Consider the following 14886-nt stretch of genomic DNA (forward strand, 5'->3'; position numbering starts at 1 on the left):
TTGAGGAACAAATGAGAACAGCAGACTTTTTAACAAAAATCATGCAAATTTAACAAATAGGTCAAAAAACTTATTCAAGTAGGTTTTAGATACAGTTAACGACATTGGTCCCAATAAATTCTAACCGCTTATTTTTAGTGATCGCGTTGTGAATCACTTCAAAAAAGACTTGTTTTGCATTCGTTTTTTTTACTAAAGACCAACTCGGGGTTTGTTATGACAAAAAGAATCAAAATTGAAGCATTATTAAGGAGCAGTCAGGCGAATATTGACGTGACTGTGAAAGGATGGGTAAGAACAAAAAGGGGAAATAAGAATGTAAATTTCATTGCCCTAAATGATGGCTCCACTATTAATAATCTCCAAATCGTAGCTGATCCGAATTTGATTTCTGAAGATATTCTTAAACTAGTTTCTACTGGAGCCTGCATTTCTGTTCATGGCACCCTTGTGGAATCTCAGGGGGCTGGTCAGAAATTCGAGATCAACGCACAGCGCATTGAAATTCTTGGGGCTGCTGACCCAGAAAAATACCCACTACAACCCAAGAAGCATTCTATGGAATTCTTAAGGGAAATTGCTCACTTAAGACCACGGACAAACACCTTTGGAGCGATATTTAGAATTCGACACGCTATGGCCTTTGCTGTGCACAACTTCTTTAACGATAAGAAATTCTTCTATTTGCAAACCCCAATCATTACAGGGTCAGATGCAGAAGGTGCTGGTGAAATGTTTCGTGTAACCACTTTGGATGCAAAAAACCCACCATTAAAAGAAGACGGTTCGGTAGATTTTAAAGAAGACTTTTTCGAAAAAGAAACCAACCTCACTGTTTCTGGTCAGCTAGAAGGAGAATTAGGTGCATTGGCCCTTTCAGACATTTACACCTTTGGACCAACTTTTAGGGCAGAAAACTCTAACACCACCAGACATCTGGCTGAGTTTTGGATGATCGAGCCAGAAATGGCTTTCTATGACCTTCAAGACAACATGGATTTGGCTGAAGAATTCTTGAAATACTTAATCAATTACGCTTTAGAAAACTGCGTGGATGACTTGGCTTTTCTCGAGCAACGCTTAATAGATGAAGAAAAAAACAAGCCAGCCAACGAGAAAAGCGAAATGACTTTAACTGAAAAGTTAAAATTTGTAGCAGGAAATGATTTTGAAAGAGTAACCTATACCGAAGCCATTGACATTCTTAGAAATTGCAACCCAAACAAGAAAAAGAAATTCCAGTATTTAATTGAAGGCTGGGGCACTGATTTACAATCAGAACACGAACGCTATTTGGTAGAAAAGCACTTCAAAAAGCCAGTGATCTTAACCGACTACCCAAAAGACATCAAATCGTTCTATATGCGAATGAATGACGATGGAAAAACCGTAGGCGCAATGGATATTCTCTTCCCAGGGATTGGTGAAATTGTTGGTGGTTCGCAGCGTGAAGAAAGACTAGACATGCTCTTAAGAAGAATGAAAGAAATAGGAGTTCCAACTCACGAAATGGAATGGTATTTAGATACCAGAAGATATGGATCGGCACCTCATAGTGGTTTCGGGCTGGGCTTTGAAAGGCTGATCATATTTGTGACAGGAATGGCGAACATTAGAGATGTTATTCCTTTCCCTAGAACTCCAGGAAACGCAGAGTTCTAATTGAACAAAGACATAAGTAAAAAAGGTTTGAACTTAATAAGCTCAAACCTTTTTTATGCCACGTTCCCGTATGCAAATATCTTTTTAAAACCTATTTCTTAGAAAAACGGATCGTCTGCTGGAACTTGGATTGATCATCTTTGACCAACACCAAATAATAACCCCTAGGATAGGAAGTAACATCCACCCGGTGTTTTTTGTCGCCAAGATCTTCAGAAGTCATTTCCATTTTACTGCCAATAATATTTCTGATTTCAATTTTTGGCTGCTTCAAATCTAACTTAGACAAGTCAATTGTAAGGAAGTCAGATGTAGGATTGGGGAAAACTTCTACCTTAACCTTTGGATCGCTGTTCATCTTCAAACTGGCCATGGTCTCATTCTGAGCTTTTGCCATTACCGAAAACAGCATTAACGAGAGAATCATTAATGTTTTTGAGATGGATATGTTTCGGTTTAAAAGATTCATTGTCTATAAAGACCCCAAAGTCACGCCTAAGGTTTAGTTAAAGTTACATTTTTTTCAAATAAAATCACTACTCTCCACGTTGCTAAAAACTTCTGGTAGTGCACAGAGCAAATCTGATGCCATCAATGCCGTTTTTCCTACTGTATTTTCAGCTAAATCGCCAGCCCACCCATGAATACAAACCCCGACTCTTGCAGAAGTCGAAGAATCACTTCCTCGTGCCATCAATGCGCTGATGATTCCTGTTAACACATCACCACACCCAGCGGTTGCCATTCCTGAATTTCCAGTAGAATTGAAATAAATTTCACCATCTGGCGTAGCAACTACAGAATGTGCTCCTTTCAATACAATTATCAACTGCTTCTCAATTGCTATTGTCCTTATTTTCTCTATTCGCTCCAATCCGTTATCACATTCTCCGAATAACCGATTGAATTCTCCTATGTGGGGCGTAAGCACTGAACCCTTTGGCACTAAATCAATTAACTCTTTATCTAATGCAATTAGGTTTAAAGCATCGGCATCTATTGCCATAGGCTTGTTAAAAGATGTGAATAACTCCTTAATTATTTTTCCAGTTTTAGGGTTATCCCCCAAGCCAGGCCCAATACCAATCACATCAAATCCCTCCACTTTATTTATTTCGGACACGAATTCTTGCTCTGGATCTACTGAAACCATGGCCTCTGGTAAAGAAGTTTGTATCGGAGCGTATCCCACTTGTGGTATATGTACGGTAAGAAGACCCGCCCCGGATTTAAGGGCAGCCTTAGAAGACAAATAAGCAGCTCCGATTTTACCCAAACTTCCAGCAACAATTAATACGCGCCCATATTTACCTTTATGATCAAACTTCTTTCGGTCAAAAAGTGAGTGATCTATGTCACTCTTTTCGAAAATGAAGAAATCCGTACTTTCTGTTTTTAAAAAATCAGGATTCAAACCAATATCAACGGCAGACCATTCTCCTACATAATAACCAGACTCTGGAATAAGAAATGAAAGCTTTGGCGCTTGGAAAGTGATGGTCCAATCGGCCTCAATTATCTTCCCTGATAAATTCACTTTGTCAGCAAAAAGCCCTGATGGCATATCGACAGCAATGGTTTTTGACTGGCTTTGATTAATCAACTGAATAACTTCTGCGGCAAGACCAGTGGCAGACCTATTCAAACCTGAACCAAACATTGCATCAATGACTATTTCTCCATTAAGGCTTAAATCCTTAGCCTGTTTGACAATATTCACCTGACTGATATCCAAAAACCTTCGGTAGCTCTTGCGACAGTCTTCCGAAAGCTTCAAGCCAAAGTCGATTAAGTGACAGTTTACTTTCAGCCCATTCCCAATGAGTAACCTTGCAATAGCAAAACCATCTCCTCCGTTATTCCCAGGACCACAGACAACATCAACCCTTGGCTGACCTTTAACTTTCGTTAATAAAAGTTTTACAAAAGCCGATGAAGCACGCTCCATCAAATCTATAGAGGAAATTGGCTCGTTTTTAATGGTAAACAAATCCCATCTACGAATTTGTTCGGCACTTAAGATTTTGATCATTGAAATTGAAGATATGGACTCAATTTAACAATTTGAATTGAATCAAATAAGGCTAAACGATTCAAATCAGCCAGCGACTTGAATTTACCATACTTGCTTTTTGCATTCATTATCTCTTTGGTCTGCTCGTAGCTAATGTAGGGATGCGCATTGATCTCTTTGAATGTGGCCAAATTGATATTGATTTGAGCTGGTCTGAACACTTCATTTACCTCAAGCCGCGAGGCAATACTTTGATAAAGTGAATCAGAAATACCAAACACCTCTTTGATTTGATCTACACTACTGAACCCTCCCAACAATTGTCGGAACTTCACAATTCTGCTAGAGTAGGCTGGACCAATTCCTTTCAGTCTTTGGAAGGCTAGAGAATCGGCCTCATTAATATCCAAAACAAAAAACTCAGGCCGTGAAACGCTTTCTTCTACTTCTGTATATAGTTTTCTCTCTTTATTTAAAGGCTTTTCAAAAGGCTCTTTTCTATTAATGCGCTGAGGCAATTCATTTGGCAATTGAATGTATGGCTCAAGTACTAGATACAGGCTATCAGGAAATCCATAGATACGCTTCAAATCCGATTTCACTTTAAAGCTTCCCCCAGCATTTAGATAGTTACCAATCCGACTGGCCAAACGCTGATCTAGCCCAACCCTGATCAATTCGTCAGAAGTAGCAGTATTAGGGTTAAAAGAGGTAAGTCGAATATCCATTTTAGGAATTCCCCCCTCTTCAACCTTGATTTTTACGCTATTACTCCAAAGAGCAACTAGACTATCTAATTGTCTTTTGTCAGAATCGAACTCATTGTATTCAAATTGGGTTACCCTACGATAGACACTAGGAGCAAATAGCATAACAAAAATGAGTGGGGCGAGAACCATAAAACCATTGGTTTGGGTTTTAGAGAACCCAAAGTAGTTTCTAACCAAGCGTTTTATGTTTATCATTGAATGGTCGCGTTAATTAAATTATGATTTAATATAATATATTCTTAATATAAGATCAAAATAAATTATTTTCAACCAAAATAGTTAAGTGCTTGAGAAGTACCAGCAGAGTTGTTTAAATTGATTCTAAATAAGGATACATGATTTTGATCACTTTTTTTAAACACTCTAAGAGGCTATTTTTGCACTCAAGAATTTAGAGGAAAGGCGAGAGCAATAATGCAGGGTAAATTCAGAGCTATAAGTTTGTCTTACAAAAAGGCACCAGTTGAAATCAGGGAAATCATTTCCATTGATGAGCTCACAATCAAATCCATTCTTGGAGAAATATCTGAAGTTCTGTCTTTGACAGAGGCTTTAATTCTTTCTACATGCAATAGAACCGAAGTTTATTATTCAGCTGAAAAAAACCTGGACATTGAAATCATTAAACTGATTGCAATAAAAAAAGGAGTTCTAAATTCAGACGCTTACATCAACTACTTCAATTCTTTTGAAGGGGAGGAAGCTGTAAATCATTTATTCAGAGTCTCATTAGGCTTGGAGGCACAGGTTGTTGGTGATCTTCAAATTTCTAATCAAGTAAAAAGAGCCTATCAGTGGGCGGCCGATGCGAATTTAGCTGGCCCTTTTTTACACCGATTAATGCACACTATCTTCTTCAGCAGTAAAAGAGTGGTGCAAGAAACTTCCTTTAGAGATGGTGCAGCAAGTGTTTCTTATGCCGCTGCCGAATTGGTTCAGAATTTAGCATCTACCATTATTAACCCGAAAGTGCTAATTCTGGGGATTGGTGAAATTGGCGCTGACGTATGCCGTCACCTTTCTGAGACGGATTTGACGGTTACTATTTGTAACCGTACCAAAGAAAAGGCAGAACTCTTAGCACAAGAATGCAACCTTAACTTGATTCCGTTTACCGAGTTGAAGGAAGCCATTCAAGAATATGACTTGATTATCTCTTCCGTTGCCCACAGTAGCCCAATTATCAATACAGAGTTGGTTAGCGAGAATAATATTGGCTTCAAATTCTTTATTGACCTTTCTATTCCTAGAAGCATCAGCCCAATGGTTGGAAAGCTCACTGGCGTTACGCTATTTAACATTGACGAAATCAACGAAAAAGCGTCAGCTGCTGTTGAAAAGAGAAAATCTTCAATCCCATTAGTAGAAACCATTATTGAAGAAGCTATTGTTGAATTCAATGATTGGTCTAAGGAAATGGTTGTATCGCCTACCATTCACAAACTCAAAAATGCCCTTGAGCAAATCCGTCAGGAAGAAATGACAAGGCACATTAAAAATGCTTCACCAGAAGTTCAAGAGTTTGCCGAACGTTTTTCCAAAAGTATTACACAAAAAATTATCAAATTACCAGTAATGCAGCTGAAAGCAGCTTGCAAACGTGGCGATGCTGATTCGTTGATCGATGTGCTCAATGACCTTTTCGATCTGGATAATACTCCGAAAGAAAAATAATCAAGACGAAAGGCGTTCACTACCCTTCTAATTCGCATCAAATTTTATTAAGCTTGCGTTTTGATCCTTAGTATTGCGCACTTTAATCACCTCCATTTTATCCCTTCTTCTCATGCAACCCATTTTGGGCAATGATACCTATGAGAAATTCTCCGAAAACGGTAAGATAGGACTAAGGAACATCACAACCGACCAAGTAGTCATTGAAGCCATCTATGACGATCTAGGCTGGTCCAAAGGAGGTCTTGAGACACCTCATGGACTCATTGGTCTCAAACAAAATGAACGTTGGGCCTTGGCCAATATTGACGGTTCAAAAATAACAAGCCATCTCTTTTCTGAGCTTTATCCCTTTACTGACAATGCTTTTGTTGTGGGTATGCGAAGCCGCTTCTCCATTCTGAATGATTATGGTGCCATTAATGCAAAAGGCAATGAAATCATTCCGACAGAATATCAATGGATTGAACCAATTGGGGATGCCCTAATCGTATCTAAGAAAAAAGGGAATCAGAGTCATTTTGGCTTGCTAAATAAAAATGGAAACTCACTCCTTCCTCTCGAATTCAACCACATTGAAAGGATTAACAATCAGACACTTTCAGTTCAAAATGACCAAAGACTCTATGCCCTATACACATTGAAAGGTAAAGCCCTCTCCGACTTCCTTTATGAACTGATTCTTCGTTACGATGAAAACACCTTTAAAGTAAAATACTATAACAAAGAAGGCTTGATCGACAGAAAAGGCACATTGATAATTCCACCTGAATACAAGTCGTTAAACCTCCGTAATGGTAAGGCCGAGGTGCTCCCATTCAACAAATGGACGGTGTTCACACTGGAATCAAGCCCCAAAACATTTGCTCATGATGACATATGGCTGATCAACAAAGATTTAGTGGCCATTCAAACCAATGGAAACATAGGAATTGTCAATATCTCCAATAAAAACACCTTTGATCATTATGTGCAAAAAATGCAAATCACACATACTCAGGCAGAGTTATTAGCAGTCAAAAAAAATGGTTTTGAGGGGGTGATTAATGCTGAAGGGGAAACCATACTCTCCCCTCAATTTGACTCCGTCCAGTTTTTTAAATCGGTGATCTTTGCTAAATCACAGCGAAAGGACAACCAAAATTGGATCCCTTATGACCTTACAGGAAAGAGGATTGGAATTCAGTTTTACGAAAAAATCACTCAGAAAGAAGATGGCTCCTTTTTGCCCCAAAGAAATGGAAAATATGGCTTGTTAGATGCTGAAGGCTATGAGCAAAGCCCATTTATTTTTGATAAAATCTACGACTTCGAAAACGGCTTGACAGTTGCCGAATATCAAGAAAACCAAGGTGTCATTAAAGACAACGGAAACTGGCTGATTACACCTTACAAGGATAGTATTCAAATTATTGGTAAGCGAATTTTCTACCAACAAGGCACAGAATATGGAGTTTATGATTTATTCGAGCAGCAAATCTTCAGAAGTATCAACCCTGTTACCCCCTACCAAAATGCTTTTTCAGAGCTAACAGATGACGGTTATAAACTCTATGATTTTGATGCGAATGAACTCAGCCCAAACACTTATGATTCGGTGTATCAAATATCCCCTGATTTTTTGGTATTGAAATCGAAAAGCAAATTTCAGCTGCTACAAATTTCAGCTGCTCAAACCTTCAAACTCGATTCAAAAACGCAGCAGGTACGAGGGCATAGAGAAGGCCTAATTTCGGTAATGATGGAAAACGAATGGGGCTTTGTATCCGAACAAGGATTGTTGACCATTGCCAACAGATACCAACAAGCCAAGGACTTCTCACAGGGCCTTTCTGCCATCAGAATCAATGGTAATTGGGGCTTCATCAATACAGACGATCAAATTACAATTCAACCTACTTTTCAATCCGTTGAGTCTTTCATTAATGGACTATCAACAGTGAAAATCAATGATTTGTACGGCCTCATTGATCTAAATGGAGTTTTTGTATTGAATGCGGTTTACAATCAGCTCACAAGAAAGCAAGGCTTTATTCTTCTTGAAAAAGACAAGCAATTCGGTTTGGCAAACCATGAAGGCGTTTTAGTCCGAACACCTCAATTTGACTCAATGACGACTACGGACAACATTAACTTTATCGTCAGTCGGAATGGAAAGTATGGAGTGGTTGATATTGAAGGCCGCGATCGCGTGCCTGTTTCATTTGATGTAATCAAACAATCAGGAGACACTTTTCTGGCCATGGAAAAGCAAGCATGGATCGAACTCAAAATCAATAAGTAAAACCATTTCAGCATAAAAAAACCACCAGAAGGTGGTTTTAATATTTTAAGTTAGCATTGCGCTTCTTAAGCCAACTCTCTCATTCCAACCCAAGTAAACCTTCCATTTACGTAACCGGGGTTAGTGAATGAAGCGTTACCTGCAGGGTTTCCACCCGTTACATGGTAATCAGAGAATGCAGCATTTTGGTTCACGAAAATACCTCCTGTCAAATTGAACGAAACTGGCGTTGCAGCCATTGACATTTGATCAGCGATATGTTCCTTCATGGCCTCATCAGTGGTGTACGCACCACAAGAAATAGCGCCATGCTCTTCTGCCAATTCTCTGGCCAAGGCCACAGACTCTTCAGTATTTTTTGTTTTAATCAGCAATGCAATCGGTCCGAAAAGCTCCATAGCAAACTTATCCTTGTCCGCAGAACTTAGCTCGATCACCACTGGGGTTTGCGTTCTAGTGGTGGCGAAAATTGGGTTTTCAATAGTTCTCGCTTCTAACCAAACTTTTCCACCCAACTCTTTGGCTGCATTTCTAGCTCTCTCACCCGTATTTGGGTTTTGAATAGCACCTAACACAAATGGCCCAGCCTTAGGGTTATCGATCAAACCGTTGGTGAAGTCAGCAAATTTTTGAGCTACCTCATCGAATGAAAGCACACCATCTGGTGTTTTCACTCCGCCTTCTGGAATAAAGAAATTTTGCGGTGCGGTACACATTTGACCAGAATACAAGCACACCGAGAAGGTGATGTTCTGAATCACTTTATCGATATCGACTACAGAATCTAAGATGATTGAGTTCACTCCTGTTTTCTCTGTAAACACTGCTTTTGGCAGTTTTTCTAAATAGCTACCAAACTCAGAATTTCCGGTAAAGTCGACCAATTTCACCTTTGCGTGCTCAGCCAACTCTTTGGTGATTGGCGCGCTAGGCACGTCAACCGCTAGCTGACAAGCATCGGCATCAAAGCCAGCAGATCTCAATGCATTTCTGATTTCAGCTACCACGATGGCCATTGGCAAAATTGCGCCTGGGTGTGGCTTCACCAATACCGAGTTACCCGTAATCAAGTCGGCAAAAACACCTGGCACTGAATTCCATGTTGGGAAAGTTGAGCAGCCAATCACCAAGCCTATACCTTTAGGCACTGCCCTCCACTCTTTATTGACCACCATATTGTATTTACCCATTGGCTTGTCCCATGTGGCTTTGGAAGGGAAACGACTCAACTCGTCATAACCCGCGGCAACCGCTTCTAATGCACGGTCAGCAGCATGTGGGCCAGAAGCCTGAAAAGCCATCATATAGCCTTGCCCTGTCGTGTGCATGGTGGCATAAGCATTCTCGAAGAAGCGCTTAGAGAAACGATCTAAAGCATCAATCAAAACAGCCGCTCTATCGTCTACGCTTACTTTTCTCCAAGAGTGAAAAGCCTTTTCGGCACGGTTGATCAACTCATCTGTGCTGAATGCAGGATACTTAGGGCCTACAGGTGCATCGAAATAAGGAGAATGCTCCTCACCTATCCATGAAGTAGCTCCTTCTTGCTGTAGTTCTTCAAAATTCTTTTTTCTTAAGGCTTTGAAAGCCTCTTTTCCATCGGCATCAGCCGTTTCGCCATAAATGGCTGGTGCTGGATGCTCAGGGTATTGTGAGTGAAACCCACGAGTATGCAAGGCATCTACCGCCTTATCTAGTATGTCTTTTTGTGCAGTGGTCAATCCCATAACGAACGTTTGTTTGGTCGAATTTAATGGAATGAGATGAGAAATGATAATTACCAATTATGAATGCTTGGTTTGCATGCACAAATAGTTTTCGTACGGATTACCTCTTCAATTATATGAGTCAAATAGAAACTGCATTGCAGGTGACTATTAATGTAAAGAATAACCTTATAAAAATTCAGCCCGAACCTCTCAACTCTTGATCTACAAGAAGTTTACGAAGAAATAAAACTCAGACAATATGAATTCTACAATATAAAATAAAACTTACCACTCATATCTACATAAATCATATGAATTGATCGGAGAATTAAGAAAAAGCTCACTACCTTGTGCCATTGGGAAGTCAATTCCCAAACTTCCTCATTCCAAATTTCATTTAGCCCGCAGCGAGCAGTCCTTGTAGATATCGTGATTCCGCGATCATTTACAAACACGATAGATTGTATTATTTTAAAAATCGTTATCTTATTCCACGTCATTTCTACGGTTGCCTTTTTCAATCATAGGTAAACAAAGGGGAACGTGATTAATCAATCTTAATTACTAAACAAAAACAGCTAAACATGAAAGAATTTAAGAAGTTCCTGATCCGCGGAAACGTACTAGAAATAGCCGTGGGTTTAATTATGGCCACTTATTTTGGTGCCATTGTAAAGTCATTTGTAAATGACATCTTAATGCCACCAATCGGAATCCTACTTGGTGGAGTTGACTTTTCAGAAATGAAGTTGGTTTTACAAGATGCTGTTGCAGAAACTGCGTCTAGTGCTGCCACTGCTGAAGTAGCTATTGCATACGGACTATTCATAAACACCATCATTACTTTCATAATTGTAGCTTTTGCCATTTTCATGGTAGTGAAATCTTATAACCATTTGAAAGAGAAAATGGAGAAGAAAGAAGCCGCAGCTCCTGCAGCCCCAGCTGCACCTTCTAAAGAAGAAGTGCTTTTGGCTGAGATCAGAGATCTGTTAAAAAAATAAAACAACCACTATTCATTCTAAAATGCCGCTTTTTGCTTTTGCAGAGGCGGCATTTTTTATGCGTCTCTGCCAATAGAATTCTTTAATTTGCATAAAAATACTTGAAGGTTGAATTTCAGCCCACACACATCAGCACTCAATAAATTACGAATGACTACTGACCAGCCCGTAAGAATCAATAAATACTTAAGTGAAATCGGTTACTGCTCACGCAGGGCTGCCGATAAACTGATTGAAGAAGGGCGGGTAACCATCAATGGCGCTGTACCCGAAATGGGTTCGAAAGTAACAAAAGAAGACATTGTTGCCATAGATGGAAATCCAGTAGCCGAACCAAAGGACAAGCCTGTTTACATTGCCTTTAATAAGCCTGTGGGAATTGTTTGCACTACCGATGTTGGTGTAGAAAAAGACAACATCATTGATTTCATCAACTACCCTAAACGAATTTTCCCCATTGGCCGATTAGACAAACCGAGTGAAGGCTTGATTTTCCTCACTAATGATGGAGACATTGTAAACAAAATCTTACGCGCGAGAAACAATCACGAAAAAGAGTACATCGTTACGGTAAACAAGCCTGTAACGAGAGATTTTATTGCAAAAATGGGTAATGGTGTTCCTATTTTAGAAACTGTTACTCGAAAATGCGAGGTGGAACAAATCGGTAAACTCAAGTTCAGAATCGTACTGACACAAGGCCTCAATCGCCAAATTCGTAGAATGTGCGAATACTTAGATTATGAGGTTCGTCAATTAAAACGAGTGCGCATTATGAACGTGATTTTAGACATGCCAGTAGGCACATGGCGCGACATTACCCCAAAAGAATTGGCCGAAATCAATCGTCTGATTTCTAGTTCCTCCAAAACTCATGACGATTGATGCCTCATGGAATCGAATAGACGAACTGCCATTAACACCGCTATTTTCAGTGCCATTGCCAATGCGCTTTTAGCCATCGTAAAGGGAATTGCGGGTGTATTTGGTAATTCATATGCCCTAATTGCCGATGCCATTGAGTCTACCACCGATGTATTTGCTTCACTATTGGTGCTTTTCGGCCTAAAATATTCTACCCGTCCTGCGGATGAAAACCATCCTTATGGACATGGTAAAGCTGAACCATTGATCACTTTTATTGTTGTCGGAATTTTAGTGATTTCTGCCACAGTAATTGCTTATGAGAGTATTCAGCATATCCGCACCCCACACAAAGTGCCTGAAAAATTCACCCTCGTAGTTTTAGCGGTAATTGTAATTCTAAAAGAGCTTTTCTATCGGTTTGTTTCCAAAAAAAGCGACAAGACCAAAAGCACTTCTTTAAAAGCCGATGCTTGGCACCATAGAAGCGATGCCATTACTTCCTTACTGGCTTTTATCGGAATTTCAATTGCGATATACATGGGTGAAGGTTATGAAACCGCAGACGACTGGGCTGCCCTGCTCGCCTCTGGCTTTATTGTTTACAATGCATTTTTGATTTTTCGCCCCGCCCTTGGCGAAATAATGGATGAGCATGTTTATGATGATATGATTGTAGAAATCAGAAAAGCAGCTGAAATGGTAAAGGGTGTTCAGGGTACAGAAAAGTGTTTTGTTAGAAAAACGGGAATGTCGTTTCATGTGGATTTACACCTCACTGTTAAAGGTGAAATTTCCGTTAAAAAAGGGCACGACATTGCGCATGAAGTCAAAAATGCAATTCAGAATGAAATGCCCGAAATTGCAGATGTGCTTATTCACATCGAACCTGAAGAATAAAGCTGACAATTTTTATATTTAAGCTCAATCTCAATTAAAGCATGAAGAAATTCCTCAAAGCAATTTTAGTTCTCCTCCTCATTTTCGTGGCTTATATACTTTTCAAGACCTTCACTTTCAGTTCAAAACAAATGGAAGTTGAACCCGTAGCGAAAGTAAATATTCAAGAATCTTCAGTTCAAAGACTTACTCAGGCTTTGAAAATAAAAACCATTTCTCACGAAGACCCAATCAATTTTGATTCTACAGCTTTCGAGGCGTTCAATGAATTTCTTAAAAACAGTTACCCGCTAATTGATTCCGTGTTGGAACACAAAACCTTTAACCAATACAGTCATTTGTATAGCTGGAGAGGAAAGGACTTAACACTTAAACCTATTGTGCTGATGGGACACATTGATGTGGTTCCTATTGCTTCCCCAGAAAAATGGTCAGTTGATCCTTTTGGCGGAATTATAAAAGAAGGTGTGATTTGGGGGCGTGGCACGATTGACGATAAGTTTTCGGTAATCGGCATTTTAGAAGCTATAGAAATGCTGCTTTCGGAAGGCACTCAGCCTGAAAGAACTATTTATTTGGCCTTTGGCCACGATGAAGAAGTAGGTGGAGAAAAAGGCGCAGTGGCCATGGCAAGATATCTTGAGCATGAGGGAATTCATGCCGAATATGTTTTGGATGAAGGTTATGCCATCACCCAAAAACTTGTGCCGGGTGTTGACCCCGATGTGGCCTTTATTGGCGTGGCTGAAAAAGGCTCTACTACCATTGAACTGACGGTAGACATGGAAGGCGGTCATTCCTCTCGTCCCGACCCAGAAACTGCCATTGATGTGTTAGCCAAAGCAGTAGTTAAGGTAAAAAGCAATCCCTCCAAAGGAACCATTTCGGAACCCATGCAAGGTTTTATTAATCAAATCGGGCCTGAAATGGGTTTTGTGAACAGAATGGCTTTCGCTAATCTATCCATCTTCAAACCACTTGTTCTGAGCACTTATGAAAGCGCAGGTGGAGCAGGCAATGCCTTGATCAGAACCACAACTGCCCCAACGATATTTAATGCCGGGATTAAAGAGAACATCATCCCCACCCAAGCCAGGGCTTTGATCAACTTCCGAATTATACCGGGAGAAACTTCTGAAGACGTACTGAACCATGTCAATAAAACCATTGATGATTCACGCGTTAAAACCAGGTTCTTCGGTTTCAACTCAGAACCTTCTCCTGTTTCTCCAGTGGAAACCTCAGGTTACAACACTATTAATAAGTCTATTAAAGAAGTTTTCGATGGCGTGTTAACGGCTCCCAATTTGGTGATCGCAGCTACAGACTCAAGGCATTTTGGCGCCATCAGCCCAAACATCTATCGCTTTGTGCCATATCATATTAATGATGATAATATCAGTACTTTCCACGGCATTGATGAACGCATTTCTGTAGAAGACTATGAGAACGCCATTCGTTATTACCGACAACTGATCCTAAACAGTAAAGGGCAATAAAAAAGCAGAAGGGTTACTTCTGCCTCTTTTATAGATTTTCGATGGGAATGCTTAGAACCAGCCTGATCCTAAGTTTCTAAACGGCCAAGGAATAGAGGCCAAAATCAGAATAAGTCCAATAAGGTAGAAAGTCGCAATAGCGCCAAATTTCTTAGCATCGCTCACAGCTTTTTTAGATTTACTATGACCAATGGTGATCAAAACAATCGCTACTACCATTAGCAACACGTGTTCTACCGCAAAAAAGCGAAGCACATCATCTTTCATAAAGCCTTCTACAAAATTCACCTTTGGGCTCACAAAGTACAGTACCAAACCAATTAAGAACTGAACATGGGTAAAGATCATCGCGAAAAGTGAGATTTTCTTGTCTTTCGCTGTCCAAACTCCTGATCTCTTTTTAGAAAAAGCATTAAAAATAGCGGCCAATAATAAGATCAGAACGATCCATCTTAACCCAGAGTGCGCATGAAGTAATCCGTTGTACATATTGCTTTCTTTAGTGT

General features: G+C 39.9%; 12 protein-coding genes. 7 read left to right on the plus strand and 5 right to left on the minus strand.

Features of this window, described 5'->3' with window-relative positions; translation table 11 throughout:
- The first annotated feature begins 216 nt into the window (after positions 1-216).
- On the plus strand, positions 217-1662 hold the full coding sequence (asnS, locus tag VOI17_RS10500) for an asparagine--tRNA ligase (protein WP_323757204.1): 1446 nt from the start codon (positions 217-219) through the stop codon (positions 1660-1662).
- A gap of 91 nt (positions 1663-1753) precedes the next feature.
- Here asnS and VOI17_RS10505 read toward each other — a convergent pair whose 3' ends face one another.
- The 3 genes from VOI17_RS10505 to VOI17_RS10515 all read right to left on the minus strand — a co-directional run bounded on the left by VOI17_RS10505 (position 1754) and on the right by VOI17_RS10515 (position 4641).
- The gene (locus tag VOI17_RS10505; RefSeq protein WP_323757205.1) at positions 1754-2089 is read right to left on the minus strand and encodes a T9SS type A sorting domain-containing protein; all 336 of its coding nucleotides are present in this window, start codon (positions 2087-2089) and stop codon (positions 1754-1756) included.
- Between the two features lie 96 nt (positions 2090-2185).
- Positions 2186-3694 (minus strand): NAD(P)H-hydrate dehydratase, encoded by a 1509-nt coding sequence (locus VOI17_RS10510; protein WP_323757206.1) that lies wholly within the window; start codon positions 3692-3694, stop codon positions 2186-2188.
- Positions 3691-4641 carry a ComEA family DNA-binding protein gene (locus VOI17_RS10515; RefSeq protein WP_323757207.1) on the minus strand — a complete coding sequence of 317 codons (951 nt, stop codon included), beginning with the start codon at positions 4639-4641 and terminating at the stop codon, positions 3691-3693. The genes VOI17_RS10510 and VOI17_RS10515 overlap by 4 nt, the downstream gene beginning before the upstream one ends.
- Positions 4642-4887: 246 nt before the next feature.
- Between VOI17_RS10515 and hemA the strand changes: the two genes are divergently transcribed.
- Together hemA and VOI17_RS10525 are read left to right on the plus strand one after the other, a co-directional pair.
- A complete protein-coding gene (hemA, locus tag VOI17_RS10520; RefSeq protein ID WP_323757208.1) occupies positions 4888-6120 on the plus strand; it encodes a glutamyl-tRNA reductase in 1233 nt (410 codons plus the stop codon).
- A 112-nt stretch (positions 6121-6232) separates the two neighbouring features.
- Positions 6233-8404, plus strand: coding sequence for a WG repeat-containing protein (locus tag VOI17_RS10525; RefSeq protein WP_323757209.1), 2172 nt, complete (start codon positions 6233-6235; stop codon positions 8402-8404).
- A 65-nt stretch (positions 8405-8469) separates the two neighbouring features.
- Here VOI17_RS10525 and paaN read toward each other — a convergent pair whose 3' ends face one another.
- Positions 8470-10131 (minus strand): phenylacetic acid degradation protein PaaN, encoded by a 1662-nt coding sequence (gene paaN, locus VOI17_RS10530; protein WP_323757210.1) that lies wholly within the window; start codon positions 10129-10131, stop codon positions 8470-8472.
- 566 nt (positions 10132-10697) lie between these two features.
- On the opposite strand from paaN, the gene mscL reads away from it, so the two are divergent.
- From mscL to VOI17_RS10550, 4 genes are all read left to right on the plus strand, one after another.
- The gene (mscL, locus tag VOI17_RS10535; RefSeq protein WP_323757211.1) at positions 10698-11117 is read left to right on the plus strand and encodes a large-conductance mechanosensitive channel protein MscL; all 420 of its coding nucleotides are present in this window, start codon (positions 10698-10700) and stop codon (positions 11115-11117) included.
- Positions 11118-11267: 150 nt separating this feature from the next.
- Positions 11268-12002, plus strand: a complete 735-nt coding sequence (rluF, locus tag VOI17_RS10540; RefSeq protein WP_323757212.1) for a 23S rRNA pseudouridine(2604) synthase RluF — start codon at positions 11268-11270, stop codon at positions 12000-12002.
- Positions 12003-12008: 6 nt separating this feature from the next.
- The gene (locus VOI17_RS10545) at positions 12009-12881 is read left to right on the plus strand and encodes a cation diffusion facilitator family transporter (protein WP_323757213.1); all 873 of its coding nucleotides are present in this window, start codon (positions 12009-12011) and stop codon (positions 12879-12881) included.
- A gap of 41 nt (positions 12882-12922) precedes the next feature.
- Positions 12923-14380 (plus strand): M20 family peptidase, encoded by a 1458-nt coding sequence (locus VOI17_RS10550; protein WP_323757214.1) that lies wholly within the window; start codon positions 12923-12925, stop codon positions 14378-14380.
- Positions 14381-14431: 51 nt separating this feature from the next.
- On the opposite strand, the gene VOI17_RS10555 is transcribed toward VOI17_RS10550, so the two are convergent.
- Positions 14432-14869 carry a cytochrome B gene (locus tag VOI17_RS10555; RefSeq protein WP_323757215.1) on the minus strand — a complete coding sequence of 146 codons (438 nt, stop codon included), beginning with the start codon at positions 14867-14869 and terminating at the stop codon, positions 14432-14434.
- Between the last annotated feature and the right edge of the window lie 17 nt (positions 14870-14886).

The organism is Roseivirga sp., assembly GCF_034669765.1.
Classification (GTDB): domain Bacteria; phylum Bacteroidota; class Bacteroidia; order Cytophagales; family Cyclobacteriaceae; genus Roseivirga.

Bases quoted from the DNA above. Each gene is read 5' to 3' on its own strand.
- asnS (WP_323757204.1), top strand. From the start codon at position 217: ATGACAAAAAGAATCAAAATTGAAGCATTATTAAGGAGCAGTCAGGCG.
- VOI17_RS10505 (WP_323757205.1), bottom strand. From the start codon at position 2,089: ATGATTCTCTCGTTAATGCTGTTTTCGGTAATGGCAAAAGCTCAGAAT.
- VOI17_RS10510 (WP_323757206.1), bottom strand. From the start codon at position 3,694: ATGATCAAAATCTTAAGTGCCGAACAAATTCGTAGATGGGATTTGTTT.
- VOI17_RS10515 (WP_323757207.1), bottom strand. From the start codon at position 4,641: ATGATAAACATAAAACGCTTGGTTAGAAACTACTTTGGGTTCTCTAAA.
- VOI17_RS10525 (WP_323757209.1), top strand. From the start codon at position 6,233: ATGCAACCCATTTTGGGCAATGATACCTATGAGAAATTCTCCGAAAAC.
- paaN (WP_323757210.1), bottom strand. From the start codon at position 10,131: ATGGGATTGACCACTGCACAAAAAGACATACTAGATAAGGCGGTAGAT.
- mscL (WP_323757211.1), top strand. From the start codon at position 10,698: ATGAAAGAATTTAAGAAGTTCCTGATCCGCGGAAACGTACTAGAAATA.
- rluF (WP_323757212.1), top strand. From the start codon at position 11,268: ATGACTACTGACCAGCCCGTAAGAATCAATAAATACTTAAGTGAAATC.
- VOI17_RS10545 (WP_323757213.1), top strand. From the start codon at position 12,009: ATGGAATCGAATAGACGAACTGCCATTAACACCGCTATTTTCAGTGCC.
- VOI17_RS10550 (WP_323757214.1), top strand. From the start codon at position 12,923: ATGAAGAAATTCCTCAAAGCAATTTTAGTTCTCCTCCTCATTTTCGTG.
- VOI17_RS10555 (WP_323757215.1), bottom strand. From the start codon at position 14,869: ATGTACAACGGATTACTTCATGCGCACTCTGGGTTAAGATGGATCGTT.